The sequence below is a fragment of the Burkholderiales bacterium genome, assembly GCA_036262035.1.
Lineage (GTDB): Bacteria > Pseudomonadota > Gammaproteobacteria > Burkholderiales > SG8-41 > JAQGMV01.
Window position 1 is genome coordinate 1,028,499 of record DATAJS010000010.1, and the last position, 26,355, is coordinate 1,054,853.

The 26,355-nt window shown below is 66.8% G+C and carries 30 protein-coding genes; 11 read left to right on the plus strand and 19 right to left on the minus strand.

The window, feature by feature from the left end:
• Positions 1–12: 12 nt before the first annotated feature.
• From VHP37_12815 to VHP37_12825, 3 genes are read left to right on the plus strand one after another with little or no spacing between them, the layout of a single operon-like run.
• Positions 13–615: a CoA pyrophosphatase gene (locus VHP37_12815; GenBank protein HEX2827222.1), complete on the plus strand. Its 603-nt coding sequence runs from the start codon at positions 13–15 to the stop codon at positions 613–615.
• Between the two features lie 52 nt (positions 616–667).
• Positions 668–1,171, plus strand: coding sequence for a GreA/GreB family elongation factor (locus tag VHP37_12820; GenBank protein HEX2827223.1), 504 nt, complete (start codon positions 668–670; stop codon positions 1,169–1,171).
• Positions 1,172–1,174: 3 nt separating this feature from the next.
• A complete protein-coding gene (locus VHP37_12825) occupies positions 1,175–2,095 on the plus strand; it encodes a CobD/CbiB family protein (GenBank protein ID HEX2827224.1) in 921 nt (306 codons plus the stop codon).
• Between the two features lie 154 nt (positions 2,096–2,249).
• On the opposite strand, the gene VHP37_12830 is transcribed toward VHP37_12825, so the two are convergent.
• From VHP37_12830 to VHP37_12845, 4 genes are all read right to left on the minus strand, one after another.
• Positions 2,250–2,519, minus strand: a complete 270-nt coding sequence (locus VHP37_12830; GenBank protein HEX2827225.1) for a hypothetical protein — start codon at positions 2,517–2,519, stop codon at positions 2,250–2,252.
• A 212-nt stretch (positions 2,520–2,731) separates the two neighbouring features.
• A complete protein-coding gene (gene rsgA, locus VHP37_12835) occupies positions 2,732–3,643 on the minus strand; it encodes a ribosome small subunit-dependent GTPase A (protein ID HEX2827226.1) in 912 nt (303 codons plus the stop codon).
• 19 nt (positions 3,644–3,662) lie between these two features.
• Positions 3,663–3,992: a 4a-hydroxytetrahydrobiopterin dehydratase gene (locus tag VHP37_12840; protein HEX2827227.1), complete on the minus strand. Its 330-nt coding sequence runs from the start codon at positions 3,990–3,992 to the stop codon at positions 3,663–3,665.
• The gene (locus VHP37_12845) at positions 3,989–5,245 is read right to left on the minus strand and encodes a M48 family metallopeptidase (protein HEX2827228.1); all 1,257 of its coding nucleotides are present in this window, start codon (positions 5,243–5,245) and stop codon (positions 3,989–3,991) included. Before VHP37_12845 ends, VHP37_12840 begins: the two co-directional genes overlap by 4 nt.
• Positions 5,246–5,299: 54 nt before the next feature.
• On the opposite strand from VHP37_12845, the gene orn reads away from it, so the two are divergent.
• Positions 5,300–5,848, plus strand: a complete 549-nt coding sequence (gene orn / locus VHP37_12850; GenBank protein HEX2827229.1) for an oligoribonuclease — start codon at positions 5,300–5,302, stop codon at positions 5,846–5,848.
• Positions 5,845–6,387: a TIGR02281 family clan AA aspartic protease gene (locus VHP37_12855; GenBank protein HEX2827230.1), complete on the plus strand. Its 543-nt coding sequence runs from the start codon at positions 5,845–5,847 to the stop codon at positions 6,385–6,387. The genes orn and VHP37_12855 overlap by 4 nt, the downstream gene beginning before the upstream one ends.
• An 88-nt stretch (positions 6,388–6,475) precedes the next feature.
• On the opposite strand, the gene VHP37_12860 is transcribed toward VHP37_12855, so the two are convergent.
• Together VHP37_12860 and pgi are read right to left on the minus strand one after the other, a co-directional pair.
• A complete protein-coding gene (locus VHP37_12860; protein HEX2827231.1) occupies positions 6,476–6,682 on the minus strand; it encodes a DUF6494 family protein in 207 nt (68 codons plus the stop codon).
• Positions 6,683–6,773: 91 nt separating this feature from the next.
• Positions 6,774–8,402 carry a glucose-6-phosphate isomerase gene (gene pgi, locus VHP37_12865; GenBank protein ID HEX2827232.1) on the minus strand — a complete coding sequence of 543 codons (1,629 nt, stop codon included), beginning with the start codon at positions 8,400–8,402 and terminating at the stop codon, positions 6,774–6,776.
• Positions 8,403–8,425: 23 nt separating this feature from the next.
• Between pgi and VHP37_12870 the strand changes: the two genes are divergently transcribed.
• Positions 8,426–9,136: an EI24 domain-containing protein gene (locus tag VHP37_12870; GenBank protein HEX2827233.1), complete on the plus strand. Its 711-nt coding sequence runs from the start codon at positions 8,426–8,428 to the stop codon at positions 9,134–9,136.
• A 105-nt stretch (positions 9,137–9,241) separates the two neighbouring features.
• Here the strand turns inward: VHP37_12870 and VHP37_12875 are convergent, their stop codons facing one another.
• The 3 genes from VHP37_12875 to VHP37_12885 all read right to left on the minus strand — a co-directional run bounded on the left by VHP37_12875 (position 9,242) and on the right by VHP37_12885 (position 13,133).
• Entirely contained in the window at positions 9,242–10,432 is a 1,191-nt protein-coding gene (locus VHP37_12875; protein HEX2827234.1) for an acetyl-CoA C-acyltransferase family protein, read from the minus strand.
• A gap of 122 nt (positions 10,433–10,554) precedes the next feature.
• Positions 10,555–11,430: an Hsp33 family molecular chaperone HslO gene (hslO, locus tag VHP37_12880; GenBank protein HEX2827235.1), complete on the minus strand. Its 876-nt coding sequence runs from the start codon at positions 11,428–11,430 to the stop codon at positions 10,555–10,557.
• A 92-nt stretch (positions 11,431–11,522) separates the two neighbouring features.
• Positions 11,523–13,133: a hypothetical protein gene (locus tag VHP37_12885; protein ID HEX2827236.1), complete on the minus strand. Its 1,611-nt coding sequence runs from the start codon at positions 13,131–13,133 to the stop codon at positions 11,523–11,525.
• 227 nt (positions 13,134–13,360) lie between these two features.
• On the opposite strand from VHP37_12885, the gene VHP37_12890 reads away from it, so the two are divergent.
• From VHP37_12890 to VHP37_12900, 3 genes are read left to right on the plus strand one after another with little or no spacing between them, the layout of a single operon-like run.
• Positions 13,361–14,482, plus strand: a complete 1,122-nt coding sequence (locus tag VHP37_12890) for an acetamidase/formamidase family protein (GenBank protein HEX2827237.1) — start codon at positions 13,361–13,363, stop codon at positions 14,480–14,482.
• 2 nt (positions 14,483–14,484) lie between these two features.
• A complete protein-coding gene (locus VHP37_12895) occupies positions 14,485–15,351 on the plus strand; it encodes a metal ABC transporter substrate-binding protein (protein HEX2827238.1) in 867 nt (288 codons plus the stop codon).
• A complete protein-coding gene (locus tag VHP37_12900; protein HEX2827239.1) occupies positions 15,348–16,586 on the plus strand; it encodes a metal ABC transporter permease in 1,239 nt (412 codons plus the stop codon). Before VHP37_12895 ends, VHP37_12900 begins: the two co-directional genes overlap by 4 nt.
• Here VHP37_12900 and VHP37_12905 read toward each other — a convergent pair.
• Both VHP37_12905 and VHP37_12910 read right to left on the minus strand, forming a co-directional pair.
• Positions 16,583–18,016: a TRAP transporter large permease subunit gene (locus VHP37_12905; protein HEX2827240.1), complete on the minus strand. Its 1,434-nt coding sequence runs from the start codon at positions 18,014–18,016 to the stop codon at positions 16,583–16,585. The genes VHP37_12900 and VHP37_12905 overlap by 4 nt on opposite strands.
• A 14-nt stretch (positions 18,017–18,030) precedes the next feature.
• Entirely contained in the window at positions 18,031–18,573 is a 543-nt protein-coding gene (locus VHP37_12910) for a TRAP transporter small permease subunit (GenBank protein ID HEX2827241.1), read from the minus strand.
• Between the two features lie 101 nt (positions 18,574–18,674).
• On the opposite strand from VHP37_12910, the gene VHP37_12915 reads away from it, so the two are divergent.
• Entirely contained in the window at positions 18,675–20,252 is a 1,578-nt protein-coding gene (locus VHP37_12915) for a gamma-glutamyltransferase family protein (GenBank protein ID HEX2827242.1), read from the plus strand.
• A 240-nt stretch (positions 20,253–20,492) separates the two neighbouring features.
• Here VHP37_12915 and VHP37_12920 read toward each other — a convergent pair whose 3' ends face one another.
• The 8 genes from VHP37_12920 to trxA form a co-directional block, all read right to left on the minus strand.
• Entirely contained in the window at positions 20,493–21,551 is a 1,059-nt protein-coding gene (locus tag VHP37_12920) for a tartrate dehydrogenase (protein HEX2827243.1), read from the minus strand.
• Positions 21,552–21,647: 96 nt separating this feature from the next.
• The gene (gene rpmE, locus VHP37_12925) at positions 21,648–21,899 is read right to left on the minus strand and encodes a 50S ribosomal protein L31 (protein HEX2827244.1); all 252 of its coding nucleotides are present in this window, start codon (positions 21,897–21,899) and stop codon (positions 21,648–21,650) included.
• Between the two features lie 190 nt (positions 21,900–22,089).
• Positions 22,090–22,554 (minus strand): DUF2846 domain-containing protein, encoded by a 465-nt coding sequence (locus tag VHP37_12930; GenBank protein HEX2827245.1) that lies wholly within the window; start codon positions 22,552–22,554, stop codon positions 22,090–22,092.
• A complete protein-coding gene (locus tag VHP37_12935) occupies positions 22,551–22,979 on the minus strand; it encodes a hypothetical protein (GenBank protein ID HEX2827246.1) in 429 nt (142 codons plus the stop codon). The genes VHP37_12930 and VHP37_12935 overlap by 4 nt, the downstream gene beginning before the upstream one ends.
• Before the next feature lies 1 nt (position 22,980).
• A complete protein-coding gene (locus VHP37_12940) occupies positions 22,981–23,412 on the minus strand; it encodes a hypothetical protein (GenBank protein ID HEX2827247.1) in 432 nt (143 codons plus the stop codon).
• A gap of 54 nt (positions 23,413–23,466) precedes the next feature.
• A complete protein-coding gene (locus VHP37_12945; GenBank protein ID HEX2827248.1) occupies positions 23,467–23,859 on the minus strand; it encodes a hypothetical protein in 393 nt (130 codons plus the stop codon).
• A gap of 112 nt (positions 23,860–23,971) precedes the next feature.
• Positions 23,972–25,231 (minus strand): transcription termination factor Rho, encoded by a 1,260-nt coding sequence (rho, locus tag VHP37_12950; GenBank protein ID HEX2827249.1) that lies wholly within the window; start codon positions 25,229–25,231, stop codon positions 23,972–23,974.
• A gap of 183 nt (positions 25,232–25,414) precedes the next feature.
• Complete coding sequence (gene trxA, locus VHP37_12955; protein HEX2827250.1) at positions 25,415–25,741, minus strand: thioredoxin TrxA; 327 nt, start codon at positions 25,739–25,741, stop codon at positions 25,415–25,417.
• A gap of 289 nt (positions 25,742–26,030) precedes the next feature.
• On the opposite strand from trxA, the gene fdxA reads away from it, so the two are divergent.
• Positions 26,031–26,354 (plus strand): ferredoxin FdxA, encoded by a 324-nt coding sequence (fdxA, locus tag VHP37_12960; GenBank protein ID HEX2827251.1) that lies wholly within the window; start codon positions 26,031–26,033, stop codon positions 26,352–26,354.
• Position 26,355: the final 1 nt, after the last annotated feature.

The following is a 26,355-nucleotide window of genomic DNA, read 5'->3' on the forward strand; positions in this document are numbered from 1 at the left end:
CTTGGTATCCCGATGCAAGAGATCGATCTCAACCCCGACGTGCTCGCGGAGCGGCTCGCGCGGCCGGTCCCGCCGCCGGACCCGCGCGACCTGCACATGAGCTTCATTCCCGAAGGGGCGAGAGCGACCGACGCCGCGGTCCTGGTGCCCATCGTGCGGCGGCCCGACGCGCTGCAGGTGCTGCTCACTCAGCGCACCTCGCACCTCGCCGACCACGCCGGCCAGATCAGCTTTCCGGGGGGACGCGTCGAAAAGCAGGACGCGAGCCGGGAGGAGACGGCGCTGCGCGAGACCGAAGAGGAGATCGGGCTGTCCCGCGAGCGCATCGGTATCCTCGGGCGGCTGCCGGTCTACGAGATCCCGTCGGGCTTTCGCATCACGCCGGTCGTCGGGTGGGTCGAGCCGCCGTTCGAGCTCGAGCTCGACGCGTTCGAAGTCGCCTCGGCTTTCGAGGCGCCGCTCGCGCACTTCATCGACCCGGCCCGCTACCAGCGGCGCGAGTATCGCTTCCGCGGGCGCCACCGCCATTACATGGCGATCCCCTACGAGGGCCGCTACATCTGGGGCGCCACGGCGGGAATGCTGTACAGCCTCGCGCGCATGGTGAGCGGCTGACGGCGGGCGTCGGTTGCCACGCGCGCGCCCGGCGCGGTATAAGTGAGCCGTCATGAGCCGAGCCTTCGTCAAGGAAAGCGACGACGATCTCTCCGCGGGCGAGCTGCCCGAGAGACCGGTGCCTCCGCACGTGAACTACGTCACGCCGAAGGGCCTCGAGCAGCTCCAGGCGCGGCTGCGCGAGCTCGAGGAGCGCCACGAGGCGGTCAAGCGCGAGGCCGACGAAGGCTCCGAAGCGCGGCAGAAGCTGCGCGAGATCGACCGCGACCTGCGCTATTTCCGCGCGCAGCTCGAGCGTGCGACGCTCGTCGATACCGCGAATCAACCTCGCGATCAGGTGGTCTTCGGTTCCATCGTGAAGATCGAGGACGAGGAAGGGGCCGAGCACGAGTTCAACATCGTCGGCGACGACGAAGCGGACGTCGCGGCCGGCAAGATCAGTTGGGCTTCGCCGCTCGCGCGGGCGATGATCGGCGCGAAGATCGGCGACACGGTGACATGGCGGCGGCCGGCGGGCGAGGCCGAGGTCTACATCGTCGACATCCGCTACTCGTAAGACTTGAAGTTTCTTTCACTCCTTGCGGCGCTGCTCATCGAGCAGGCGCGGCCGCTGCGTGCGGGCAATCCCGTGCACGCCGCGTTCGAGCGCTATGCGGCGATGCTCGAGGTCAAGCTCAACGCGGGCGGCCATCACCACGGTCTGGTCGCATGGCTGCTCGCGGTGGGACCGCTCACGCTCGCGACGATACTCATCTACCTCGCGCTGCACACGGTCACGCCGCTGCTCGGATGGGCGTGGAACATCGCGGTGCTCTACGTCACGATGGGTTTTCGCCAGTTCAGCCACTACTACACGCAGATCGTGCACGCGCTGCGCGAGCGCGACCTCGACCGGGCACGCGACTACGTCGCGCGCTGGCGCCGCGAGCCCGCCGGGGAGTTCACCGCGAACGAGGTCGCACGCGTCGGCATCGAGCTCGCGCTGGTTGGATCCCACCGCCAGGTGTTCGGGCCGATCGCGTGGTTCATCGTGCTCGGCCCCGCGGGGCCGGTCATCTATCGCGCGTCGGCCATACTCGCGGACCTGTGGGGGCGGCGTCGCGACGCGGAGTTCGGCGACTTCGGGATGTTCGCGCAGAAGGCGTTCTACGTCCTCGACTGGCTGCCGGCGCGCCTCACCGCCGCGAGCTTCGCCGTCGTGGGCAACTTCGAGGACGCGGTGTTCTGCTGGCGCACCCAGGCGCTGGCGTGGGCGCGCGGCGCGCACGGCATCATCCTCGCGACCGGCGGCGGCGCGCTGGGCGTCAAGCTCGGCGACACGCTGCACGAGGACGGCAGCGTCCGCTTCAGGCCCGAGCTGGGCCTGGGCGACGAGGCCGACATCGATTACATGCAGAGCGCGGTGGGTTTGATCTGGCGCGCGCTGGTGCTCTGGATGTTTCTCGTCTTCATCGTCACGGTGGCGCACTCGCTCGGCTGACAGGAGCACCACGCCTTTGCCGTCATCGCGAGGCGGCTCCGATAGGATCGCCGTGGCGATCTCGTGGCGCACGGTCTTCAACTTCCGCTGCCCGTGAGCGCCGGTCGATCACCACACCGTGCGCCGTGCCGCAGCACGTGAGTTAGACGGCGCGTTATTTCGAGCGCACCTCGAGTTGGCCAAATAGCTGAACGATGACGTGCTTTAGCTCGAACTGGTTGCTGCCACGCTCCGTGATACCACCTGTCGAGTTCAGGGATTGGAGTTCCCATCCGTCTTCGACATCGGACCAGTACAGGACCTTGCCTTGATATTCCGCGACGACGTAAACGTACTCGCTCGGCGAACCGGTCACCGGGACCTGCCGCGGCGTTATGCGCAGAGGTTCAAATCGCGCGCGCTCGGCGACAGACAATGACTTCATCTCATCCGCAAGAATGCGCTCAACTTCCTCGCGAGTCCTGGGGCGCCAAGACGTCATGCCGTCTAGAAATAGAGAGCCTAAAAGACGCAATATAAATCGTCTTCGACACTGTATAAACTGTACCTGCGGGGAAATAGTCGCACAGTGTCATCGAGCGCCGGTTCGACTTCGCTTCGCGACGCTCAGCACGAACGGGTTACAGCCGCACTCCGTCAGGTGTCCCAGGCTGCACGCTTGCGGCTGAGCTCCTCCGCGAGCCGCGCGTAGGATGCGTAGCGTCCTTCGGCGATCTCGCCCCGAGCTTTCGCCGCATGTATTGCGCAGTCCGGCTCGGCCAGATGGCGGCAGTCGCGGAAGCGGCAGTCGCCCAGCCACGGCCTGAACTCGACGAAAGCCTGCGCTGCATCTTCCGGCGTCAGATGATGCAGACCGAATTCCTGCAACCCCGGCGAATCGATGATGTCGCTGCCCGGAGCGAGGTGATAGAGCTCGGCGTGCGTGGTCGTGTGCTTGCCGGTGTTCAGCGCCACGGAGATCTCGGCGGTGCGCGCCGCGGCTTCGGGAGCGAGCCCGTTGACGATGGTCGACTTGCCCATGCCCGACTGGCCGACGAGCACGCTCACGTTGCCGCCGAGGTGCTCCCGCAGCGGCGACAGATCGCGCTTGGCGCTGAGCGCCACGACGCGGTAGCCGAGCGATTCGTACAGCTTCAGCTTTTCCATCGCTTCGGCCGACTCGGGCAGGTCGACCTTGTTGAGCGCGATCAGCGCCGGGATCCCGCCGTGCTCCGCGCCGACGAGGCAGCGGTTGACGAGGTCTTCGCTGTAGGGCGGAGAGGGCGCGACGACCATGACGACCTGAGTCGCGTTGGCGGCGATGAGCTTCTGGCGTCTGGCGTCGGAGCGATAGAAAAGGGTGCGGCGCTCGCCGATCGCCTCGATCACGCCGCCGTCGCCGGTCGGCGCGATCTCGACACGATCGCCGACCGCGACGTCGCTTTTCCTGCCGCGGGTGACACAGTCGATTTCACGGCCGCCGTCGAGTTCGACGCGGTAGCGGCGGGCATGAACGGCGACCACGAAACCGGGCTCGCGGGCGGCGTCGCCGCGCTTCTTCTGCGCCATCAACCCGCGGGTGCGCAGATCATAGCTCGAACAGCTTGTCCAGCTTGGCGGCGCAGATGAAATCGTTCTCGGAAAGCCCGCCGATCGCGTGCGTGACGTACGAGACGCGACACGTGTTGTAGCCGACGAGCAGGTCGGGGTGATGGTCCTCGCGGTGCGAGATCCACGCGGCGGCGTTCACGAACGCCATCGTCTGGTGATGGTTCTTGAACGAATAGGTCTTGGCGATCGCGCCGTCGGCGAGCGACCAGCCGTCGAGCTGTTTCAGGAGGTTATCGACCTCGGAGGGCTTGAGCGGATCGACGCCGCCTTCGCATCCTTTGCACTTGCGATGGGCGAGATCGGTCACGACGCGACGCCCTCGCCCGCGCCTTGCAGGCGCGAGATGCGCGCGAGCGCCGGCGGGTGAGAATCGTAGAACGCCGAGTGCACCGGGTCGGGCGTGAGGGTGGACGCGTTGTCCTTGTACAGCTTGACCAGCGCCGAGGCGAGGTCGGTCGCCGAGGCGTTCTGCGCGGCGTAGCGGTCGGCTTCGAACTCGTGCTTGCGCGAATAGCTCGACAGCAGCGGCTGGAACAGGAACGTGAAGCTCGGCACGACGAGGAAGAACAGGACGAGCGCGACCGCGGTCGAGCTCGCGTCGACGTTGAGGCCTTCGTAGAACCACGCCTGGTGCATCACGTAGTCGAGGAGCCACAGGAACGCGAGGCTGCCCGCGAAGATCCACACGATGCGCTTGGCGACGTGGCGCAGCCGGAAATGTCCGAGCTCGTGTGCGAGCACCGCCTCCACCTCCGGCGGCGTGAGCCGTGCGAGCAGGGTGTCGAAGAAGATGATGCGCTTCGAGTTGCCGAAGCCGGTGAAATACGCGTTGCCGTGGCTGCTGCGGCGGGAGCCGTCCATCACCATGAGGCCCTTCACCCTGAAGCCGCAGCGCGCGAGCAGCTTCTCGACGCGGTCCTTCAAGTCCGGGTCCTGCATCGGCGAGAAGCGGTTGAACAGCGGCGCGATCCACGTCGGATACACCGCCAGCATGAAGAGGTTGAAGACCACCCACACGCCCCAGGCGTACAGCCACCAGTACTCGCCCGCGACCTGCATCAGCCACAGCACGCAGGCCGCGAGCGGGATGCCGAAGGCAGCGGCGAGCGCGGTCGTCTTGGCGAAATCGATCCAGTAGAGCGCGACGGTCATCTTGTTGAAGCCGAAGCGCTCCTCGATCCTGAAGGTGCGATACAGGCCGAGCGGCAGCTCGACGAGCGTGGTGACGATCGACACCAGCACGATCAGCACGAGGCCGCGCGCGATCTCGCCTTCGAAGAAGCGCGCCCCGGTCTCGTACATCAGCTGCACCCCGCCGCCGAAGGTGAGCCACAGCACGAGCGCGGTATCGACGAGGATGGAGACGAGCGCGAGCCGCGTCTTGTCGGCGGTGTAATCGGCGGCGCGCTGGTGCGCTTGAAGCGTCACGTCGGCCGAGAACTGCGATGGGACCGCCCCGCGGTGGGCGCGGACGTAGTCGATGTGACGCAAGCCCAGCCACAGACGCAAAGCCGTCGCGGTGAGCAGCACGATGAGGAAGGTGATACCGAACGTCGTCACGTATCGGGCTGTCTGAACTGTGACACAATCAACCGCTTCGAAGCGGAAATCATTATGGCACAAGACGCCGGCAACCTCATCTGGATCGACATGGAGATGAGCGGTCTCGACCCCGAGCGCGATCGCGTGCTCGAAGTGGCGATCGTCATCACCGACGGCACGCGCGATCTGAACACGATCGCCGAAGCGCCGGTGCTCGTCATCCATCAGCCCGACGCGGTGCTGGACGGCATGGACGACTGGAACCGCTCCACCCACGGCAAGTCCGGCCTCACCGAGAAGGTGAGGGCGTCGAGGCTCTCGGAGACCGACGTCGAAGACCAGATGATCGCGTTCCTCGCGCAGTACGTGCCGAAGGGCGTGTCGCCGATGTGCGGCAACTCGGTCCACCAGGACCGGCGCTTCATGGCGAAGTACCTGCCGCGGCTCGAAGAGTACTTCCTCTACCGCAACCTGGACGTGAGCACGCTGAAGGAGCTGTGGCGGCGCTGGAAAGGCGTCGCACCGGGGCTCACCAAGCAGGGCAAGCACGAAGCGCTCGCCGACATCCACGAATCGATCGACGAGCTGCGCTACTACCGCGACAACTTCCTCAGGCTGTGACAGGGGTCAGACCCCGGCCTTATCGGGGTCTGACCCCGGTTTTCACGCGCGGCGGGACCTTACTTCATACCCTGATCTGGCTCGCGCTCCTCGGCGGCGGCGCGGGGCTGTTCTACGGCTACCTCGAGCACCAGATGAACCCGAACCGCGCTCCGCAGATGACGGGCGCGGGCGAGATCGTGCTGAAGCGCAATCGCGCGGGACACTTCGTCGCAGGCGGCGCGATCAACGGTCACAAGGTGAATTTCCTCGTCGACACCGGCGCGACCCAGATCGCGGTGCCGCGCGAGCTCGCGGACAAGCTCGGGCTCGAGCGCGGTCTGCCGGTGCAGATCCAGACCGCCGCGGGGCCGTCGCAGGGTTACGCGACGCGGCTCGCGAGCGTCGAGCTCGCCTCGATGCGACTCTCCGGCGCGAGCGCGATCGTCGCGGATGGGCTCGACCCGGCGCTCGTCCTCCTCGGGATGAGCTTTTTGCGCCACGTCGAGATCGCGCAGCGCGGGGACGAGCTGATTCTGAAGCCGCTGCAACATCGCTAACGTCAAATTGGATTCCCGCATGCGCGGGAATGACGACGCACGACGCGCAGGGTGCGTTGGCCGGCAGGCGTAACGCACCGCAAAAGGCTCAAGTCAGCCTGAGCTCTCCGTCGAACTGTACGTTGAGATCGAGCGTCCCCACGGTGAGCGTCATCTGCGCGGGCATGGTCTCGTTGCCCTTGAGCTTGCCGTCCTCGACCGCCTGGCGGATCGCTTTCTCGATCGCGAGCTGCGAGTTGACGCCCACCGTCTTGAGGAACTTGCGGATGCTCATGTTCAGAGCTTCGTCGTTCATTTTGTAGACCTCCATCTGAATTTTTACGCGCGCTTTGCGCGTCTCGAACTCCCCTCGCCCGATTGGGAGAGGGGCCGGCGGTGAGGGGTAGTCAGGTTTTTGATTTTGTATAGTTGATCAAACCGTTCGTCGAGCTGTCGTGCGCCGCCGCGGACGCCGCGCCGGTGAGCTCCGGCAGGATGCGGTCGGCGAGCTTCTTGCCGAGCTCCACGCCCCATTGATCGAAAGCATTGATACCCCAGATCACGCTCTGGGTGTAGACCTTGTGCTCGTACAGCGCGATGAGCGAACCGAGCGCGCGCGGCGTGAGCGCGTCCAGCACGATCGTGCTGCTGGGCCGGTTGCCCGGAAAAACCTTGTGCGCGACGAGGCGCTCGACCTCGGGCTCGGGCAAACCCTGCTTCTCCAGCTCCGCGCGCACTTCTTCGGCGGTCCTGCCTCGCATCAGGGCTTCGCTCTGGGCAAAGCAGTTCGCGAGCAGGATCGCGTGGTGCCCGGGAAGCGTGTGGTGCGGCTTCGCGCACGCGACGAAATCGGCGGGCACGATCTCGGTTCCCTGATGCAGCATCTGGTAGAACGCGTGCTGGCCGTTCGTCCCCGGCGAGCCCCACACCACCGGACAGGTGTCGTAGTCGACGCTCTCGCCGTCGCGCGTGACGCGCTTGCCGTTGCTCTCCATCTCGAGCTGCTGGAGATAGTCGGGGAAACGTTTCAGGCGCATGTCGTACGGCAGCACCGCGTGCGCGGTGCGCCCGAAGAAGTCGCCGTGCCAGACGCCGAGCAGCGCCATCACGACCGGCATGTTGCGGTCGAACGGCGCCGTCACGAAGTGCTCGTCCATCTCGCGCGCGCCGTCGCACAGCGCTTCGAACGCGTCCATGCCGGCCGCGACTGCGATCGGCAGGCCGACCGCGGACCACATCGAATAGCGGCCGCCGACCCAGTCCCAGAACTCGAAGATACGATCGTCGGCGATGCCGAAGCCGTGCGCGGCCTTGACGTTCGCCGTGACCGCCGCGAAATGCTCGCCGCTCCGGTTGCCCACCGCCTGCTCGAGCCACGCGCGCACCGTCTTCGCGTTGGTGAGCGTCTCCTGCGTGCCGAAGGTCTTGGAGACGACGATCGCGAGCGTGCTGTGCGGGTCGAGCTTCGACAGGATCGCAGCGGCGTGCGCGCCGTCGACGTTCGACATGAAGTGCACGCGTACCGATTCGGCTGCATACGGCGCCAGCGCTTCGACGGCGAGCGCAGGTCCCAGGTCCGAGCCGCCGATGCCGATGTTGATCACGTCGGTGACCGTGCGGCCGGTCGCGCCTTTCAGCGCGCCGTGACGCAAAGCGTCCGAAAACGAGCGCATCTGCGCGCGCACGCGCGCGACGTCCTGTGTGATGTCGCGGCCGTCGAGCACGACGGGCGTGCGACTGCGCAGCGCGGTGTGCAGCACCGGACGGTTCTCGGTGACGTTGATGCGCTCGCCCGAGACCAGCTTCTCGATCCATCCGCGCAGGTCCCGCGCTTCGGCGAGCGCCGCGAGCAGCCGCAGCGTCTCGTCGGTCAGCCAGTGCTTGGAGAAATCGAGCAGCAGCTCGCCGTGGCGGATCGAGTAACGCGAGAAGCGGCGGGGGTCGGCGTCGAAGAGCTTGCGAAGGTCGAGATCGGCGGCGCGGCCGTGCTGCTCGAGGGCGCGCCACGCGGGCAGCGCGGTGAGTGCGGAAGACATACCGAATTGTATACTTGCGCGCCATGACCCTCTTTGGCGCTTACGCCCGTGCGCTGCGCGATGTCTTCAAACCGCGCATCCTCGGCGTGCTCGTGCTGCCGATGCTCGGCGCGATCGTGCTGTGGACCGCGCTCGCGTGGTTCTTCTGGGAGGCATGGATGCGGCCGCTGCGCGCTTTCCTCGGCTCCGGCACGGTTGCGGCATGGTTCGGCGGCTATGCGGATACGTTCGCCAGCGGCAGCGCGGCCTTGCTGCTCTTCGCGCTGGTGATCGGCTCGACGTTCGTCACCGCGATCGTCATCACCGAGCTCGTCGCGATGCCGGTGATCGTTTCGACGGTGGAGCGCGAATATCCGCAGCTCGCGAAGCGCGGCGGCATGAACGTGACGGGCAGCATCGTGAACGCGGTCGTCGCGGTCGGCGTGTTCGCCCTGCTGTGGATCGTGACGCTGCCGCTGTGGCTGACCGGCTTCGGCGCGGTGCTGGTGCCCGCGCTCACGTCCGCCTATCTCATGCAGCGGCTCTTTCGCTTCGATGCGCTGTCGGAGCACGCGACTCGCGACGAGTATCGCGAGATCGTGAGCAACAACGGCTCGCGCCTGTACGGGCTGGGGCTCGCGCTGGCGCCGGTGTATTACGTGCCGTTCGTGAATCTGGTGGCGCCGGTGCTTTCAGGACTGGCGTTCACGCACTTCTGTCTCGCAGAGCTGGAGCGCCACAGGCGCGGTCCATGAAAAAACGCCGCGAAGGATGCGGCGTTTTTAAAGGAAGGGAGGTTACGGAGGGAAACCTGGGTTTCCCTCTGTTCGTTTACCGGCCGCGCAGCGGTCTATGAACGGCTACAGCCGTTCATAGACCGCTGCAATCCCCTGTCCGCCGCCGATGCACATCGTCACCAGCGCGTAGCGACCGCCGGTGCGCTGCAGCTCGTGCAGCGCTTTCACCGTCAACACCGCGCCGGTCGCGCCGATGGGATGGCCGAGGCCGACCGCGCCGCCGTTGGGATTGGTCTTCTTCGCGTCGAATTTCAGATCGCACGACACCGCGAGCGCCTGCACCGCGAACGCTTCGTTCGACTCGATCACGTCCATGTCCTCGACCGTGAGGCCGGCCTTGTCGAGCGCGCGCTTGACCGCGGGAACGGGGCCGATGCCCATGATCCTGGGATCGACGCCGGCGAGGCCGTACGACACGAGACGCGCCATGGGCTTCAGGCCCGCTTTCTCGGCGGCCGACTTCTCCATCAGCACCACCGCCGCCGCGCCGTCGTTGATGCCTGAGGCGTTGCCCGCGGTGACGCTGCCGCCTTCCTTCTTGAAGACGGCGCGCAGCTTGGCCATCCCTTCGAGGGAAGCATCGGCGCGCGGATGCTCGTCCTTGTCGAACACCACGGTGCCTTTGCGCGTCTTCATCTCGATCGGGACGATCTGGTCCTTGAAGTAGCCCTTGTCGATCGCGTTCACCGCGCGGCGATGGCTCTCGACCGCGAACTCGTCCTGCTGCTCGCGCGTGATCTTCCATTTCTCGGCGATGTTCTCGGCGGTGATGCCCATGTGCACGGTGTCGAACGGATCGGTGAGCGCACCCACCATCATGTCGGTCACCTGGGCGTCGCCCATGCGCGCGCCCCAGCGCTTGGTCGTGTCGAGATAGCCGCCGCGGCTCATCGACTCGGCGCCGCCCGCGACCGCGGTCGTCGCATCGCCGAGCTGGATCGCCTGCGCCGCGCTGACGATCGCCTGCAGGCCGCTGCCGCAGAGGCGGTTCACGGTGAGCGCCGTCGTGTCCTGCGGCAGGCCGCCCTTGAGGCACGCGACGCGCGAGATGTACATGTCCTTCGCTTCGGTGTGGATCACGTTGCCGAGGACCATCTGGTCGACCTGCTTGGGATCGATGCCGGCGCGCTTCACGGCTTCCTTGACCACGGTGGCGGCGAGATCGCTGGGCGCCAGGTCTTTCAGGGCGCCGCCGTAATCACCGATCGCCGTACGGACTCCGCTCAGGACGACGACTTCGCGTTCGCTGCTCATGGCTCTCTCCTATCGGGGCTGACTGTGGACACGGGTGTTGCACTGCGGGAGGGGAAGTTTACCGCTCCCGGAGGGACCCGGGCAAAAACAAGGCGCGCCCTCCCTGGGGGCGCGCGGCGCGGTCAGTGCCGGGTCGCTCCGGGCCGCTCCACCCGCGGGGCGGCGAAGATCTGTTCCGCGTCGACCGAGTCGTAGCGGTAGGCGCGGTTGCAGAATTCGCAGGTCACTTCGACCGTGTCGCGCTCCTCGATGATCGAACGGACCTCGGCGTGGCCGAGCATGCGCAGCATCGCCGCGACCCGCTCGCCCGAGCACGAGCAGCGGAACGAGACCGGCCGCGGCTCGAAGAGGCGGATGTCTTCCTGGTGATAGAGCCGGTGCAGGAGCTTGCGGACCGGCAGGGAAAGCAGCTCCGGCCGGGTGACGGTCTCGGCGATCCTGGTCGCGCGGTTCCAGCTGTCCTCGTCCGGCTCCTCGCCCGCAGGCAGCTTCTGGAGCAGCAGGCCGGCTGCCCGTTCGTTACCGGCCGCCAGCCAGAGGCGCGTCTCGAGCTGCTCCGAATTCTGCATGTAGCGCTCGAGCGAAGCCGCGACGCCCGCCGGATCGATCTCCACCACGCCCTGGTAGCTCTGCTTGCCCTCGGGCGGCACCAGGGTGATGACGAAGCGCCCGTTCGCGCCGACGAGGTCGCCCAGACCCGCGTCGGGTTGAAGCTCGCCGTCCCATTTCGCGGTCGCGCGCAGCGTCTGCTCGCTCGTGCACTCGACGACGATCAGCTTGACCTGGCCCGTGCCGTGGAGCTGGAGAATGATCGAGCCGTCGAACTTGAGGGTCGCGGCGAGCAGCGCGCCCGCGGCCATCAGCTCGCCGAGGATCGTGCGCAATACCGGCGGGTACTCGTGCCGTTCGAGCACCGCGCGCCAGGTCGCGTCGAGGTGGGCCACTTCACCCCGGATCGGGGCGCCTTCGAAGAGGAATCGCTGGAGGGTGTCGTTCATATCGTCCTGAAATCGCGCAAGGGCGGTTGGACCGGGTGTCGCCCGAAAGATTCCGTAGCGCAGGCGCCCGCCTGCAGGCGAGGGCGCCTGCGCTACAAACGCCGGTACAGCCGGTAGCGTTCCACCTTGTCTCCGGGTCGCGTGCCCTCCCAGATCTTCTGCCAGCTTCCCGCCGGCGGCCGCTCCTCCTGCGCCACCCCCTGCACCAGCATGAGCTCGCAGTCGTGGCGCCGCGCCGGCGACTCCTCGCGATAGGTCACGATGCCCGCGAAATAGTGGAGCATCGCGCGCTGGGGCTCGGCGAGGTCGCGGCTCGCCATGCAGTCGTAGCTTGCGGGCAGCGCGGCCTGCATGCTGCGGATCATGCCGCGGTAGCTCTTGCCGGTGTCGACCCAGCCGATGAAGAGCGTGGCGAGCATCGCCCAGATGACGGTCACGCCCGCCGCCCAGACGAACGCCGGGCGCTGCGGGCTTTTCTTCATGCGCACGAGCACCGCGACCCACCCGGCGCAGTACGCGAGCGCGATCACGAACGGCAGCCAGTGGAAACCGGGCGTGTAGCCGGGTTGGATGCGATGCAGGTGGGCGTGCAGCCGCGGCGGGATGCCGAGCTCGAGCCCCGACCAGTACACCCAGCCGACGAGCATGAAAAAGGTGAAGCCCATCACCGCGAACCAGTACCAGGCGTTCGCGGCGCCGCGCCTGAGGCTCACGGTGCCGGGGGCGGCGAGCAGCGCCAGCGGCACGAGCAGCGGCAGCGCGTAGAGCTCGCGCTTGTCGGTGGCTTCGGTGAGCGCGAGCAGGGTGATGACGAAGCCCGCGAGCGGCAGCGTGATGCCGGGCTTCGCGGGGCCGTTGCCGAACGCGCGCCAGATCGCCCACAGTGCGAGCGGCCACAGCGGCCACGCGTACCACGGCAGGATGCGCAGGTAGTAGAGGCCCGTTCCCGCGCGCCCATAGAGTCGAGCCGCGGTCTCGCTTCGCAGCCACTCGTGGAAGAGCTCGGGCGAATAGGTGTGCAGCAGCAGCGGCCATACGGTCAGCCACGGCGCCGCGGCGATGCACGCGATGCCCAGCGCGACCGCATACTCGCGCGTGCGCCACGTGCTGCTCACGAACGGCAGCGTCAGCGCGATCAACGCGACGGTGATCGCTTCCGGAATGCCCTGCGACAGGAAGACCACGCCCAGTCCGGTGCCGAGCCAGAGCCCGCCCACCATCGGACCGCGCAGCGCCCGCACGCAGCCGTAGTAGGCCATCGCGAAGCCGGCGACCCCCGCGACCTGCGGCACGATTTGGTGGGAGCGGATGACGAGGCCGAAGCAGCCGATGAGCAGCGCGATGCCGAGCGCGCCGTAGCCGGGGCCGTTCAGCTCGCGCGCCGCGAGGCCGCAGAAGAGGAGCGCGACCAGCGCCCACGCGCCGGTCGCGAGACGGACCGCATCATGCAGCGGAAGGAGCGGCGAGAACAGCACGCCGCTCGCGGCCGCGGTGAGGTAGTAGAGCGGCGGCTCCTTGAGGAAAGGCTCGCCCGCGAGCTTTGATGCGATCCACGATCCGCCGCGCAGCATCTCGTAGACGATGCCGAAGGTGTACGCCTCGTCGGGTTTCCATGGATCGTGCGCGACGAGGCCGGGCAACACCCACGCGAAACACAGCGCGATGACGAGCAGGCGGCGGCGCGAGATCATCGGCAGACGCACGCGGTACGCGGAGGCGGAAGGGGCATGCTGTTGTTCTTGAAGCGTTCCGTGATTATCGCATAGCGACTCGAGCGCTCGATTTCGGTGCGCGATCGCACTCGCGCCGTGCAAGCTTCGTGCTGATGGACGGCAGCGGCATGCGCTTGGTTCCCGCCGCGATCGGCGCTTGACGGGCGCTTCCGCGTCCCTCCAACATAACCACGCGTTTCCAACCCCGGGGGGACAACATGAACAGAACGACGAAGCGCACGTGGGTTGCCGTCGGCATGGCCGCGGCGTTGGCAGGCGGCGCAGTCATCGCCCAGCAGTCGGGTCCCGCACGCGGCGATCACGGCTGGGCGCCGAAGGCGGCGGCCGGCAAGCACCACACCTTGCCTGCGACGCTCGAGACCGTACAGTGGGGCTGGCTCGATCCGAAGGAGCCGCCCAAGCTCACGATCAACTCCGGCGACACGGTCTCGATCGAGACCATGATGCACTCGCACGACCAGATCAAGCCGGGTGTCGACATGAACAAAATCGTCGAGCTGCGCAAGGCGAATCCCGGCGGCGGCCCGCACTCGATGACCGGCCCGATCTTCGTCAACGGCGCGGAGCCCGGCGACGTGCTCGAAGTGCGCATCCTGCGCATCGAGCCCAAGCCGTTCGCGACGAACTTCAACCTGCCCGGCAAGGAGTTCCCGACGATCGGCGCGCTCGCCTCCGAGATGCCCGACGGCTTCCTGCGCTTCTTCAATCTCGATCTCCAGAAGCGCACGACCGAGTTCAAGCCCGGCATCACGCTCGACCTCCAGCCGTTCCCCGGCACCCTCGCGATCGGCATCGATCCCAACGATCCGAGCCCGCGCAAAGGCGGCGCGAAAGACCCGATGGCGCCGGTGTCGACGCTGCGGCCGTGGAAGAACGGCTCGAACATGGACATCAACGAGATGCAGGAAGGCTCGACGGTGTTCTATCCCGTGTTCCTCAAGGGCGGGCTCATCTGGATGGGCGATTCGCACTGCCGCCAAGGCAACGGCGAAGTCAACCTGACCGCGCTGGAATGTTCGTACAAGGAGATCCGCATCCAGCCGATCGTGCGCAAGGACATGAAGCTCGAGTGGCCCTTCATCGAGACGCGCACGCACTGGATCACCGTCGGCGTACACGAGGACCTCAACGTGGCGATGACCAACGCGGTACGCGAGGCGGTGAGCTGGCTGTCGACCCAGAAGATGGTGCCGATGGACCGTTACGAGGCGTACAGCCTGGTGTCCATGGCCGCCGACTGCCGCGTGTCGCAGGTCGTCGACGTGCGCAAGGGCGTGCACTGCATGATCCCGAAGTCGATCTTCACCAAACGCGCGTAGTGTTGCGCGGGGTCGTCCTGGCGCTCGCCCTCGCGGCGGCGCCGGGGCCCGGTCACGCCCAGCTTCGCGTCGTCACCACGTCGGCGGATCTCAAGTCGATCGCCGAAGCGGTCGGCGGCGCGCGCATCGCGGCCGAGAGCCTCGCCGCGCCCGAGCACGATCCGCACACGCTCGAGCTGACACCGGCGCAGCTCGCACGGGCGCGCTCCGCGGACCTCGTCATCCGCGTCGGCCTCGATCACGAGCCGTGGTTCGCGAAGCTCGGCGTGCCGAGCCGCGTCGCGGTGCTCGACGCCTCGCGCAACGTGCGGCTCCTGCAGACTCGGACGCCGCGCCTGCGCGCAGAGCGCGCGTCGCACGTCCACGCTTTCGGCAACACCCATTACTGGCTCGACCCGGAGAACGCGGTCGCGATCGCCGCGGCGATACGCGAGGCGCTGGCGAAGCTTCGGCCGAACGATGCAGCGGTCTTCGAAACCGGCGCGCGTGCGTTTTCCGAGACCGTCGGGAAAAAGACCGCGGAATGGCGGCGCACGCTCGCGCCGCATCGCGGCGCGAAGCTCGTGGTGATGCACGACAGCTGGTCGTACCTCGCCGAGGCGTTCGGCCTGCAGATCGTCGCCGCCGCCGAGCCGCATCCCGGCGTGCCGCCCGCGCCGGGCGAGCTCGCCGAGCTGGTGCGGCGCATGCGCGAGGCGCGCGTGCCCGTGCTGATCGCGGAGCCGCACTCGAACGCGGCGCTGGCGCGACTGATCGCGAGCGAGACCGGCGCGCGCGTGGCGCAGCTCCACGCGTCGGGCTACGACTACGTTCGATCGATGGACGCCAACGTGAGCGCGCTCGCCGCGGCGCTCGCGTCAGCACGATGAGCGCGATCGAGCTCCTGCTGTGGCCTTTCGCGGCAGGCGTCGTGCTGACGCTGATCCACGCGTGGCTGGGCCTGCACGTGCTGGCGCGCGGGGTGGTGTTCGTCGACCTCTCCCTCGCGCAGGTCGCGGCGCTGGGCATCACCGTCGCGATGCTCGCCGGACACGCGCCGCAGAGCGAGGCCGCGTACTGGTGGGCGCTCGCCTTTGCGCTCGGCGGCGCGATGGTCTTCGCGCTCGCACGCGGCTACGAGCGCCGCATCCAGCAGGAAGCGGTGATCGGCATCGTGTACGTGGTGTCGGCCTCGCTCGGGGTGCTCGCGCTCGATCGCGCGCCGCAGGGCGCGGAGCACATCAAGCAGCTCCTCATCGGCTCGATATTGACGGTGACGCCGCGGGAAATCGCCGCCATCGCCGGCCTCTACGCAGCGATCGGCATGGTGCACGTGGTGTTCAGACGGCCGTTGATCGAGGTCTCGTTCGAGCTCGCGCGGGGACGCCGCGTGTTCGTGTGGGACGTGGTGTTCTACGCGTCGTTCGCGCTGGTCGTGACGTCGTCAGTGCGCGTCGCGGGCGTGCTGCTCGTCTTCACGTATCTCATCGTGCCGGCCGCGCTGGCGGGATTATTCTCCATGCGTCTCGGCCCCCGGCTCGCGCTCGCGTGGTCGCTGGGCATCGCGCTCACCACGGTAGGTCTCGCCGCGTCGTGGGCCTGGGATCTACCCACCGGGCCGGCGATCGTCAGCGCGTTCGGCGCGGCGGCGGCGCTGATCGGCGTCGTCGCGCTCGCGCGCCGCAGCTCGGGGCGCGCGATCGCGCGTGGGGTTGCCGGCGTTCTCGCCGCAGCGGGGCTGCTGCTCGCCGCGGTGCCCGCCGCGGACCAGCCGTGGCTCGCCGCGATCGAGACCTATGCGCCGCCGGTGCAGACTGCTTTCCTCACCGAATTCGAGCGCGCGACGCGCGAGGAGACGCTCGAGTCGATCGCGCGCGCCAAAGCGGAGCTCACGCGACTGAGAGCGCTCGAGCAGGACGTGCGCTGGGGCCGGACCGAGCTGCCGCCCGAGAACGTCGAGCGGCTGCGCCAGTATCTCGCCGGCCGCAGCGAGATCTCGGCCGGCGACGAGCTCGTGCTGCGCCACCTGTCTTCACTCGCGCGCGAGCGCCAGCGCTGGTGGCTCGGGCTGCCGCTCATCGCGCTCGGCGCGTTCGGCGTGGTTCGCCTGTCGCGCAAGCGCTAGCGCGACTGCTGTTTGAGCAGCCGCTCGATCTCGGCCGAGGGATCGTCTTTTCCGGGACCTGGAGAAGGCGGCGCGGGCGTATCGAGCTGTATCTCGATCTTCGCGGGATCGATCGTCTTCGGCTTCGGGATGAAGCTCGTCACCAGCCCGGGCCAGAAGATCAGGATCGCGACCAGCAGGAGCTGCATCACGACCCACGGCACCGCGCCCCAGTAGATGTCGCTGCTCTTCACCTCTTTCGGTGCGATGCCGCGCAGGTAGAAGAGCGCGAAGCCGAACGGCGGATGCATGAACGAGGTCTGCATGTTCGCGCCGAGCAGCACGCCGAACCAGATGAGATCGATCCCGAGCTTGGCGGCGACGGGGGCGAGCAGCGGAATGACGATGAACGCGATCTCGAAGAAATCGAGGAAGAACGCGAGCACGAAGACGAAGAGGTTGACGGCGATCAGAAAGCCCACGACGCCGCCCGGCAGGGACGTGAGCATGTTCTCGATCCACAGGTCGCCGTCCACGCCGCGGAACACCAGCGTGAACACCGTCGATCCGATCAGGATGAAAGTGACCATCGCGGTCAGCCGCAGCGTCGAGCTCATCGCGTGCCACAGCATCGGCCAGTTCAGGCGGCGCTGTATCGCCGCGAGCGCGAGCGCGCCGACCGCGCCCATCGCGCCGCCTTCGGTCGACGTCGCGATTCCCGCGAGTATCGTCCCCAGCACGAGGAAGATCAGGATGAGCGAGGGCACCACGCCCCACAGCACGCGCTTCAGCAGCGCCGCGCCGCGCAGGGTCCGCGCTTCGGGCGGCAGCGCCGGCACGCGGTCGGGACGGAAGACGGACACCAGGGCGATGAAGGCGCAGAAGAGCAGCACCTGCGCGATCGACGGGCCGATCGCGCCCGCGTACATGTCGCCGACCGGCTTGCCGAGCTGATCGGCGAGCACGATCAGCACGAGTGACGGGGGAATGAGCTGGGTGATCGTTCCCGAGGCAGCGATGACCCCGGTCGCGATGCGCATGTCGTAGCCGTAGCGCATCATCACCGGCAGCGCGATCAGCCCCATCGCGATGACCGAAGCGGCGACGGTGCCGGTGATCGCGCCGAGCAGCGCGCCGACGAAGATCACCGCGTAGGCGAGGCCGCCGCGCACCGGACCGAAGAGCTGGCCCGCGGCTTCGAGCAGGTCCTCGGCGAGCCCGGAACGCTCGAGCACCGCGCCCATGAAAGTGAAGAACGGGATCGCGAGCAGCAGGTCGTTCGCGAGTATGCCGAAGACGCGCTCGGGCAGCGCCTGCAGCAGGGCGAACTCGAAGAAGCCGAGCTCGATACCGATGAAGCCGAAGAAGAGCCCGACCGCGGCGAGCGAGAAAGCGACCGGATAGCCGATCAGCATGAACGCGATGAGTCCGCCGAACATGAGCGGCGCCATCACGTCGCGCGAGATCACTGCAACGGCCTCTCGTACTGGGCGGTGCCCGCGTCCGCACGGCCGCTGAGCGTCCCGGCGCGCTTGATGATCTCGGACACGCCCTGCAGCGTGAGCAGCAGGAAGCCGATCGGGATGAGGATCTTCGCGGGCCAGCGGATGAGCCCGCCGGCGTTGCCCGAGATCTCACCGGTGCTGTAGGCGTTGAGGAACATCGGCCACGACAGCCAGCCGATGATGACGGCCATCGGCAGCAGGAAGAAGAGCGCGCCGAGGAGATCGAGCCACACTCGCGCCCGCTCGCTGTAGCGGCTGTAGAAGACGTCGACGCGCACGTGCTCGTTCATGCGCAGCGTGTAGGCGCCTCCGAGCATCACCATGCCCGCGAAGAGATACCACTGGATCTCGAGCCACGCGTTGGAGCTCGTATCGAAGCCCCAGCGCATCACCGCGTTGCCGGCGCTGACGAGGGACGCGATGAGCACGAGCCACGTCGCGAGCCATCCGACTTTTTCGTTCAGCGCGTCGATCGCCCGCGCGAGCCTGAGGAGCGCATCCATGGAGGGCGAGTGTAACGCGGAGCACGGCGCCGCCGTCGCGTAAACTCAGGCGTTTTCGGCCAAGGCTTTCGATGCTCTCTTCAACGCGCGCCCGCCGCGGAATGGCGGTCGCACCTCACGCGCTCGCATCGCAATCGGCGCTCGACGTGCTGCGCGAAGGCGGCAACGCGGTAGAAGCGACGATCGCCGCCGCGGCGACGATCGCGGTCGTGTATCCGCACATGAACTCGATCGGCGGCGACGGCTTCTGGCTCGTACACAATCCCGGCAAGGCGCCCGGGGCGATCGACGCCTGCGGCGCGGCTGCGGCACGCGCGTCGATCGACTGGTATCGCGCGCTACGAATACGCGATGCGATCCCGTTTCGCGGCGGCGTCGCCGCGAACACCGTCGCGGGCACGATCTCGGGCTGGGGCGCGGCACACCTGCTCTCGCGCCGCACGCTGGGCGGGCGCATGCCGCTCAAACGTCTGCTCGCCGACGCGATCTGGTATGCGGAGAACGGCATACCCGTCACGCCGAGCCAGGCGTCGAGCACCGCGAAAAAAGCCGGAGAGCTGCGCGACCAGCCGAACTTCGCGAAGACTTTTCTCGATCGCGGCAAGGTGCCGAAGGTCGGATCGCTCTTCTTCCAGAAGAAGCTCGGTGCGACGCTGAGGCGCATCGCCGAAGCCGGCACCGACGATTTCTATCGCGGCGATGTGGCGCGCTCGATCGCGAAAGACCTGGCAAGGATCGGCAGCCCGCTCGCGCTCGACGATCTCGCGGCGCATCACGCGCGCCTCGTCGATCCGCTCCATCTCAAGCACAGCGCGGGTACGCTCTACAACATGACGCCGCCGACGCAGGGGCTGGTGTCGCTGCTCATACTGGGCGTGCTCGACGAGCTCAAGGTCGGGCGCACCGGTCCCGCGAGCCCGGAGTTCGTGCACCTCTGCGTCGAAGCGGCCAAGCAGGCGTTCTCGATACGCGACGCGTACATCGAAGACCCGCGCTACATGACGGTCGACCCGCGGCGGCTCGCGTCGAAGCGGACCGTGCGGGAGCTTGCGGCGAAGGTGAAGCGGCGCCGTGCGATGCCGTGGGGAACCGCACGTGGCAAGGGTCCGGGCGACACGGTGTGGATGGGCGTCATCGACGGCGAAGGCCGTGCGGTGTCCTTCATCCAGAGCATCTATCACGAGTTCGGTAGCGGCGTGGTGCTGCCGGATACCGGCATCAACTGGCAGAACCGCGGCTGCAGCTTTTCGCTCGACCAGTACGCGGTCAATGCGCTCGTGCCGCGCAAGAAGCCTTTCCACACGCTCAACCCCGCGCTCGCGGTGTTGAAGGACGGGCGCACGATGGTTTACGGCGCGATGGGCGGCGACGGGCAGCCGCAGAGCCAGTCAGCGGTGTTCACCCGCATCGTCAACTTCGGCATGGATCCGCAGGCCGCGGTGTCCGCGCCGCGCTGGCTCCTGGGCCGCACGTGGGGCGACACGAGCGACACGCTCAAGCTCGAAGCGCGCTTCGAGATGGGGCTCGCGCATTCGCTGATGCAGCTGGGGCACGAGGTCGAGATCCTCGACCCGTGGGACGAGACCGTCGGCCACGCCGGCGCGATCGTGCGCCACAGGAACGGCGCGCTCGAAGGCGGGGCGGACCCGCGGTCCGATGGCGGAGTCGCGGGGTTCTAGAACTTCAAAGCAATTACACGGAGGGCACGGAGGAGGGCACGAAGGACACGGAGGAGGGCACGAAGGACACGGAGGAAAAGCGTTTGTCATTGCGAGGAGCAACGCGACGAAGCAATCGCGGAGCGTCCGTCACCGTGCGCCACGAGATCGCCACGGCGCCTTCGGCGCCTCGCGATGACGAGCTGTTTTTCCTCCGTGCCCTCCGCGTTCCTCCGCGTCCTCCGTGTTGAAGCTTTCGACTTAAAGAGCCTCGGCGACGGCCTTGCCGAGATCCGCGGTGCCGGCCTTGCCGCCCAGGTCCGGCGTCTTCGGGCCTTCGGAGAGCACGGTCTCGATCGCTTTCACCACCGCGGCGCCCGCTTCGGGACAGCCGAGGTGGTCGAGCATCATCGCGCCCGCCCAGATCTGGCCGATGGGATTCGCGATCTTCTTGCCGTAGATGTCCGGCGCCGAGCCGTGCACCGGCTCGAACAGCGACGGATACACCTTTTCAGGATTCATGTTCGCCGACGGCGCGATGCCGATCGTGCCCGTCGCCGCCGGGCCGAGATCCGACAGGATGTCGCCGAAGAGATTCGACGCGACGACCACGTCGAAGCGATCCGGATTCATCACGAAGTGCGCGCACAGGATGTCGATGTGATACCAGTCGGTCTTCACCTCGGGGTACTTCGCCGCCATCTCCTTCACGCGCTCGTCCCAGTACGGCATCGAGATCGAGATGCCGTTCGATTTGGTCGCCGAGGTGACGTGCTTCTTCCTGCCTTTCATCGCGAGCTCGTACGCGTACTTGAGGATGCGGTCCACGCCCTTGCGCGAGAACACCGCCTGCTGCGTGACGAACTCGCGCTCGGTACCCTGGTACATGCGCCCGCCGATCGAAGAGTACTCGCCTTCGCTGTTCTCGCGCACCACCCAGAAGTCGATGTCGCCGGGCTTGCGGTCGGCGAGCGGGCACTTCATGCCGGGCATGAGACGCACCGGACGCAGGTTCACGTACTGGTCGTAGCCGCGGCGGAACGGGATGAGCAGTCCCCACAGCGAGATGTGGTCGGGCACCGTCGCGGGCCAGCCCGCCGCGCCGAAGTACACCGCATCGTGCTTCTTCAGGTTCTCGAGCGCATCGTCCGGCATCATCACGCCGTGCTTCCGGTAGTGGTCGCACGACCAGTCGAACTCGTCGAACTTCCACTCGATGCCGAACTTGCGGCCGGCGGCTTCCATCACGCGCAGGCCCTCGGGCATCACTTCCTTGCCGATGCCGTCGCCGGGGATGACTGCGATACGAAACTTCTTCATAGGAGTCAGGATTCGGGATTCAGGGAAGCCCGATTGTAAGTCGGCGCAGAAAACAAAAAAGGCAGCCGAAGCTGCCTTTTCTGGATTGCGCCGATATCAGGCTTTGTTCGCCTCGGGCGCTGCCTCGGCCGCCGGCGCGGCGCGGCGGCGCGTGCCGTATTTCTGGTTGAACTTCTCGATGCGGCCGGCGGTGTCGAGCACCTTCTGCTTGCCGGTGTAGAACGGATGGCACGCCGAGCAGACTTCGATGTGCAGATCCTTGGCCATCGTGGAGCGGGTGGTCCACTGGTTGCCGCAGCTGCAGTGAACCGTGATCTCTTTGTATTGCGGGTGGATTTTGGCTTTCATGGGCCCCTCTGTGGCTCGCGGCGGGTGTACGCGAGCGCGGGTTGCGGAAAACCGCCAATTATCAAGGATATCGTCCGGTTGCGCAAGGTTCGGGCGACCGATCATGTAGCACGTAGCGGCGATAGCCGCCTAAGCACGCCGTTGCGCGGCGAGGCCCGGCTTGCCGGGCCGAAGCAGCGGCGTAGATCTTTCAGCGAATGAAAGGCCTCTGGCCCGGCCACCAGTTCTCGAGCAGCGCGCAGCACGCCCGGACGGTCTGCTGGCCGACCGCCGTGGGCACGAGCCGGTACTGGGCGTGGCCGCCGGCCACATCGAGCGAGACGAAATAGATCTCGCCGGGCCGCGTGTGCAGCTCGAAGTCGCCCAGATCGATGCCGTTGCCGTGCAGCACGTGCCGGCCGGGATTGACGTCGACCCGGAAGAACGCCCCCGGACGCGTCGCCCCGATCAGCCGGCCGTCGATGTACAGCACGGTGTCGGCGTCGAGATGGTTGAAGGGGCTGCGATAGACGTAGATCGTCGACGCCGCGGGGTGGGTCAGGAACTCCTTGGCGAGCGCATCGCGCTCCGGGCTCGCCTCGGGTGTGGACGCGCACCCCGCGAGCATCAGGCTCGCGAGCGCCAGGACGGCGAGTGCGAAGCGCCGCAGGCTCATGCGCCGTCCGCGCGTTGCGGCGCGCGGGCAAGCGCCGCGCGTCCGCGCGCGTCGTCGAGCAGGGTGAAGAACGACATCGGCTGCGGCGCGCGCCAGCTTCCGGCGACCGAATGCTGGACGAAGTACACGCGGTCCCCGGCGACGTTGACCGTGATCGAGCCCATGTCGCCGCCGTAACCGGCGAGCCGATGGGTGCCGGGGGCGACTTCGAGCCGCAGGTGGGTGCCGGCGAACGTGGCGCCGAGGGGCTGGCCGTCGAGGGTGATGGGGGCGGTGAGATAGCTCGTGTCGGGCCGGGTGCGCACGACGTAGATCACGGCTTTGCCGGGGGCGCCCTGCACGGTCGGCACGGCTTGCGGCGCCATCGGCGCGCACGCTGCGAGGGTGACCAGCGCGAGTACGATTCCGATCCAGGTCTTCAGCATGTCAGCGTCCTCCTGCAAGTTCGGCCCGCATTACCGCGTCGCGGCCGTACGGCTCGGGTATGAGCCGGAAATAGGACTGCCCGAAACCTGCGAAACCCCGCCAGTACGAGTGTTGAACGTAGTATACGCGGTCGGGCAATACGTCGATGACGATCCCTCCGTTGTCCCCCGCGAAGCCGCGGATCTGGTGCCGGCCCGGCTCCACGACCCAGCGGAAGAAGGTCCCGGGGTAGGTGCTGCCCATCATGGCGTCGTCCAGCGATACCGTCCCGGCCTCGAGCGAAAGGTCGGGATTGCCGCGCACGAGGTAGATGACCGCCTTGCCGGGCACCGCCTCGAAGCGCTTGGCTTCGATCTCCTGCGGGCTGGGCGGCAGCGGTGCGATACACCCCGCCAGCACCGCCACGACGAGCAACAACAACACACGGAACATCGCGCAACTCCCCGTTATTCCAGCGGGGATGTTGCGACAGGCATGCCCGTGCGTCTAGCGCGCCCTGAGCTTCAGGTCGAGCGGCTTTTGTGCCGGAGTGGTCGGCGCCGCCTGCGTCGCCGCGCCCTGCGGCTTGCATTCGGCCTTCTGGAGGTGGGGATCGAGCACGGCGCGGGCGCGGGCGCCTCCGTTGGTGTTCGCGTAGAAGTAGACCTGCTGCCACTCGGGGCGGGTCATGGTCTTGTTGAGCGAGGCGAAGAGGCAGCTGCAGAACGCGGCGATGTCCGCCGGGTCGCCCTTGCCCGCGGCGCCGACGCGGCATTCGCTCTCCGCGGAGACCTTGTACTTGGCGATCTCGTTGTCGGTGACTTCGGCGGGCTCCTTCTGGGCGAAAGCGCCGGCCGAGACGGCGCAGGCGAGCAGCACGGAGGTCAGGCGTAGCTTCATGGAAATCCTTGCGTGAGTTCTGAACGACGGGGCTGCTGTAGAGACCCATACAGCGCCTGCGAGTTCGGCGCCACAAAGGAAAACGCCCGACGGCGTCGGGCGTTTACGAGGACTAGCCTCGGCGCATCGAATCGAAGAAATCGGCGTTCGATTTCGTCGCGCGGACCTTGTCGAGCAGGAACTCGGTCGCCTCGAGCTCGTCCATCGGGTACAGGAGCTTGCGCAGCACCCAGATCTTCTGCAGCACGTCCTGCTTGATGAGCAGCTCCTCGCGGCGCGTGCCCGAGCGGTTGACGTTGATGGCGGGGAAGATGCGCTTCTCGTACATGCGGCGGTCGAGGTGCACTTCCATGTTGCCGGTGCCCTTGAACTCCTCGTAGATCACGTCGTCCATGCGCGAGCCGGTGTCGATCAGCGCGGTGGCGAGGATGGTGAGCGAGCCGCCTTCTTCGACGTTCCTCGCGGCGCCGAAGAAGCGCTTCGGACGCTGGAGCGCGTTGGCGTCGACGCCGCCCGTCAGCACCTTGCCGGAAGCCGGCACCACGGTGTTGTAGGCGCGCGCGAGACGCGTGATCGAATCGAGCAGGATCACGACGTCCTTCTTGTGCTCGACGAGGCGCTTGGCTTTCTCGATCACCATCTCGGCGACCTGCACGTGCCGCGACGCCGGCTCGTCGAACGTCGACGAGAGCACTTCGCCCTTCACCGAGCGCTGCATCTCGGTCACTTCCTCGGGACGCTCGTCGATGAGCAGCACGATGAGGACGACTTCGGGATGGTTGGCCGTGATCGCGTGCGCGATGTGCTGCATGAGCACCGTCTTGCCGGCCTTCGGCGGCGAGACGATGAGACCGCGCTGGCCTTTGCCGATCGGCGCGATGATGTCGATGATGCGGCCAGTGAAGTTCTCCTCGGCCTTGATCTCGCGCTCGAGCTTCAGATGCTCGGTGGGATGGTACGGGGTGAGGTTCTCGAAGAGGATCTTGTGCTTCGAGTTCTCGGGGGACTCGCCGTTGACCTTGTCGACCTTGACCAGAGCGAAATAGCGCTCGCCGTCCTTCGGGGTCCGGATCTCGCCTTCGATCGTGTCGCCGGTGTGCAGGTTGAAGCGGCGGATCTGCGAGGGCGAGACGTAGATGTCGTCGGTGCCCGCGAGATACGACGTGTCGGGCGAGCGCAGGAAGCCGAAGCCGTCGGGAAGCACTTCGAGCGTTCCGCCGCCGTAGATCGCGTCGCCTTTTTTCGCCTGGTTCTTGAGGAGCGCGAATATGAGCTCCTGCTTGCGCATGCGATTGGCGCCGTCGACCTCGTTCTTGACGGCCATGTCGACGAGCTCGCCGACATGGAGGTTCTTCAGATCGGATAGATGCATAGACTCTGGGAGACAGCGCGCTGGATAGGGTGATACAGCGGGACCGGCGATAAAGGAAAGAAGCTAGGAAAGAAGCGGAACGGAGTGGAACGAGAGAACGTGCCCCTGCGCCTAGCCTGCTGTGTGTTCTTATTCAGGGGAAGCGGCCTAGAAAGGCTCAGGCGCTGAGGAAGGTTAGCCAACTCAGATATGGCTGTCAATAAACGCCGTGAGCTGCGATTTCGAGAGAGCGCCGACCTTGGTCGCCTCGACCGCGCCGTTCTTGAAGATCATCAGCGTCGGGATGCCGCGGATGCCGTACTTGGGCGGGGTCGCCTGGTTCTCGTCGATGTTGAGCTTGGCCACCTTGAGCCGTCCCGAGTACTGCTTCGCGACGTCGTCGAGGATCGGCGCGATCATCTTGCACGGCCCGCACCATTCCGCCCAGTAGTCCACCAGCACGGGCGTGTCCGATTTCAGGACCTCGGGCTCGAAAGTGTCGTCGGTGACGTAATGGATGTGCTCAGCCATGTTTTGCCTTCAGGGTTGGAAAGGGTGTGTTCCCCGGGAGCGCTCGCTTAGAGAGCGGCCGGTCGATCGGCGGCGGGGATGTATCTAGGGACGATGCGACGTTTTATGCTAACCAAATTCCCGCGTGTTGGGAAGGCGCGCCACCCCGTTGCGCGAGGGCGTAGGGCGTTGTTTCTGTTAAAATATACCGTTTACTCCAAGCCGGATCTTCGGTGCGCCGCGAAATTCTCCCCGCCCGAACGGCACAAGCGCGTGCGCCCTCGCACCGCCAGAACAGACAGGGACTGCCATGACCTATGTTGTGACCGAGAGCTGCGTCAAGTGCAAGTACACCGATTGCGTTGATGTGTGTCCGGTCGACTGTTTCCGCGAAGGCCCCAACATGCTCGTCATCGACCCCGACGAGTGCATCGACTGCACGCTCTGCGTCGCCGAGTGCCCGGTCGAAGCGATCTTCGCCGAGGACGACGTCCCCGACGACCAGCGCGAGTTCATCCAGATGAACGCCGAGCTCTCCAAGGCCTGGCCGGCGATCATCGAGAAGAAAGACGCGCCCGCGGATGCCGACGAGTGGGCGCAGAAGAAGGACAAGAGGGACCTCATCGAAAAGTAAA

Coding starts and splice junctions, on each gene's coding strand:
- VHP37_12815 (HEX2827222.1), top strand. CDS start 13: ATGCAAGAGATCGATCTCAACCCCGACGTGCTCGCGGAGCGGCTCGCG.
- VHP37_12820 (HEX2827223.1), top strand. CDS start 668: ATGAGCCGAGCCTTCGTCAAGGAAAGCGACGACGATCTCTCCGCGGGC.
- VHP37_12830 (HEX2827225.1), bottom strand. CDS start 2,519: ATGAAGTCATTGTCTGTCGCCGAGCGCGCGCGATTTGAACCTCTGCGC.
- rsgA (HEX2827226.1), bottom strand. CDS start 3,643: ATGGCGCAGAAGAAGCGCGGCGACGCCGCCCGCGAGCCCGGTTTCGTG.
- orn (HEX2827229.1), top strand. CDS start 5,300: ATGGCACAAGACGCCGGCAACCTCATCTGGATCGACATGGAGATGAGC.
- VHP37_12860 (HEX2827231.1), bottom strand. CDS start 6,682: ATGAACGACGAAGCTCTGAACATGAGCATCCGCAAGTTCCTCAAGACG.
- pgi (HEX2827232.1), bottom strand. CDS start 8,402: ATGTCTTCCGCACTCACCGCGCTGCCCGCGTGGCGCGCCCTCGAGCAG.
- VHP37_12870 (HEX2827233.1), top strand. CDS start 8,426: ATGACCCTCTTTGGCGCTTACGCCCGTGCGCTGCGCGATGTCTTCAAA.
- VHP37_12875 (HEX2827234.1), bottom strand. CDS start 10,432: ATGAGCAGCGAACGCGAAGTCGTCGTCCTGAGCGGAGTCCGTACGGCG.
- hslO (HEX2827235.1), bottom strand. CDS start 11,430: ATGAACGACACCCTCCAGCGATTCCTCTTCGAAGGCGCCCCGATCCGG.
- VHP37_12890 (HEX2827237.1), top strand. CDS start 13,361: ATGAACAGAACGACGAAGCGCACGTGGGTTGCCGTCGGCATGGCCGCG.
- VHP37_12900 (HEX2827239.1), top strand. CDS start 15,348: ATGAGCGCGATCGAGCTCCTGCTGTGGCCTTTCGCGGCAGGCGTCGTG.
- VHP37_12905 (HEX2827240.1), bottom strand. CDS start 18,016: ATGGCGCCGCTCATGTTCGGCGGACTCATCGCGTTCATGCTGATCGGC.
- VHP37_12910 (HEX2827241.1), bottom strand. CDS start 18,573: ATGGATGCGCTCCTCAGGCTCGCGCGGGCGATCGACGCGCTGAACGAA.
- VHP37_12915 (HEX2827242.1), top strand. CDS start 18,675: ATGGCGGTCGCACCTCACGCGCTCGCATCGCAATCGGCGCTCGACGTG.
- VHP37_12920 (HEX2827243.1), bottom strand. CDS start 21,551: ATGAAGAAGTTTCGTATCGCAGTCATCCCCGGCGACGGCATCGGCAAG.
- rpmE (HEX2827244.1), bottom strand. CDS start 21,899: ATGAAAGCCAAAATCCACCCGCAATACAAAGAGATCACGGTTCACTGC.
- VHP37_12930 (HEX2827245.1), bottom strand. CDS start 22,554: ATGAGCCTGCGGCGCTTCGCACTCGCCGTCCTGGCGCTCGCGAGCCTG.
- VHP37_12935 (HEX2827246.1), bottom strand. CDS start 22,979: ATGCTGAAGACCTGGATCGGAATCGTACTCGCGCTGGTCACCCTCGCA.
- VHP37_12940 (HEX2827247.1), bottom strand. CDS start 23,412: ATGTTCCGTGTGTTGTTGTTGCTCGTCGTGGCGGTGCTGGCGGGGTGT.
- VHP37_12945 (HEX2827248.1), bottom strand. CDS start 23,859: ATGAAGCTACGCCTGACCTCCGTGCTGCTCGCCTGCGCCGTCTCGGCC.
- rho (HEX2827249.1), bottom strand. CDS start 25,231: ATGCATCTATCCGATCTGAAGAACCTCCATGTCGGCGAGCTCGTCGAC.
- trxA (HEX2827250.1), bottom strand. CDS start 25,741: ATGGCTGAGCACATCCATTACGTCACCGACGACACTTTCGAGCCCGAG.
- fdxA (HEX2827251.1), top strand. CDS start 26,031: ATGACCTATGTTGTGACCGAGAGCTGCGTCAAGTGCAAGTACACCGAT.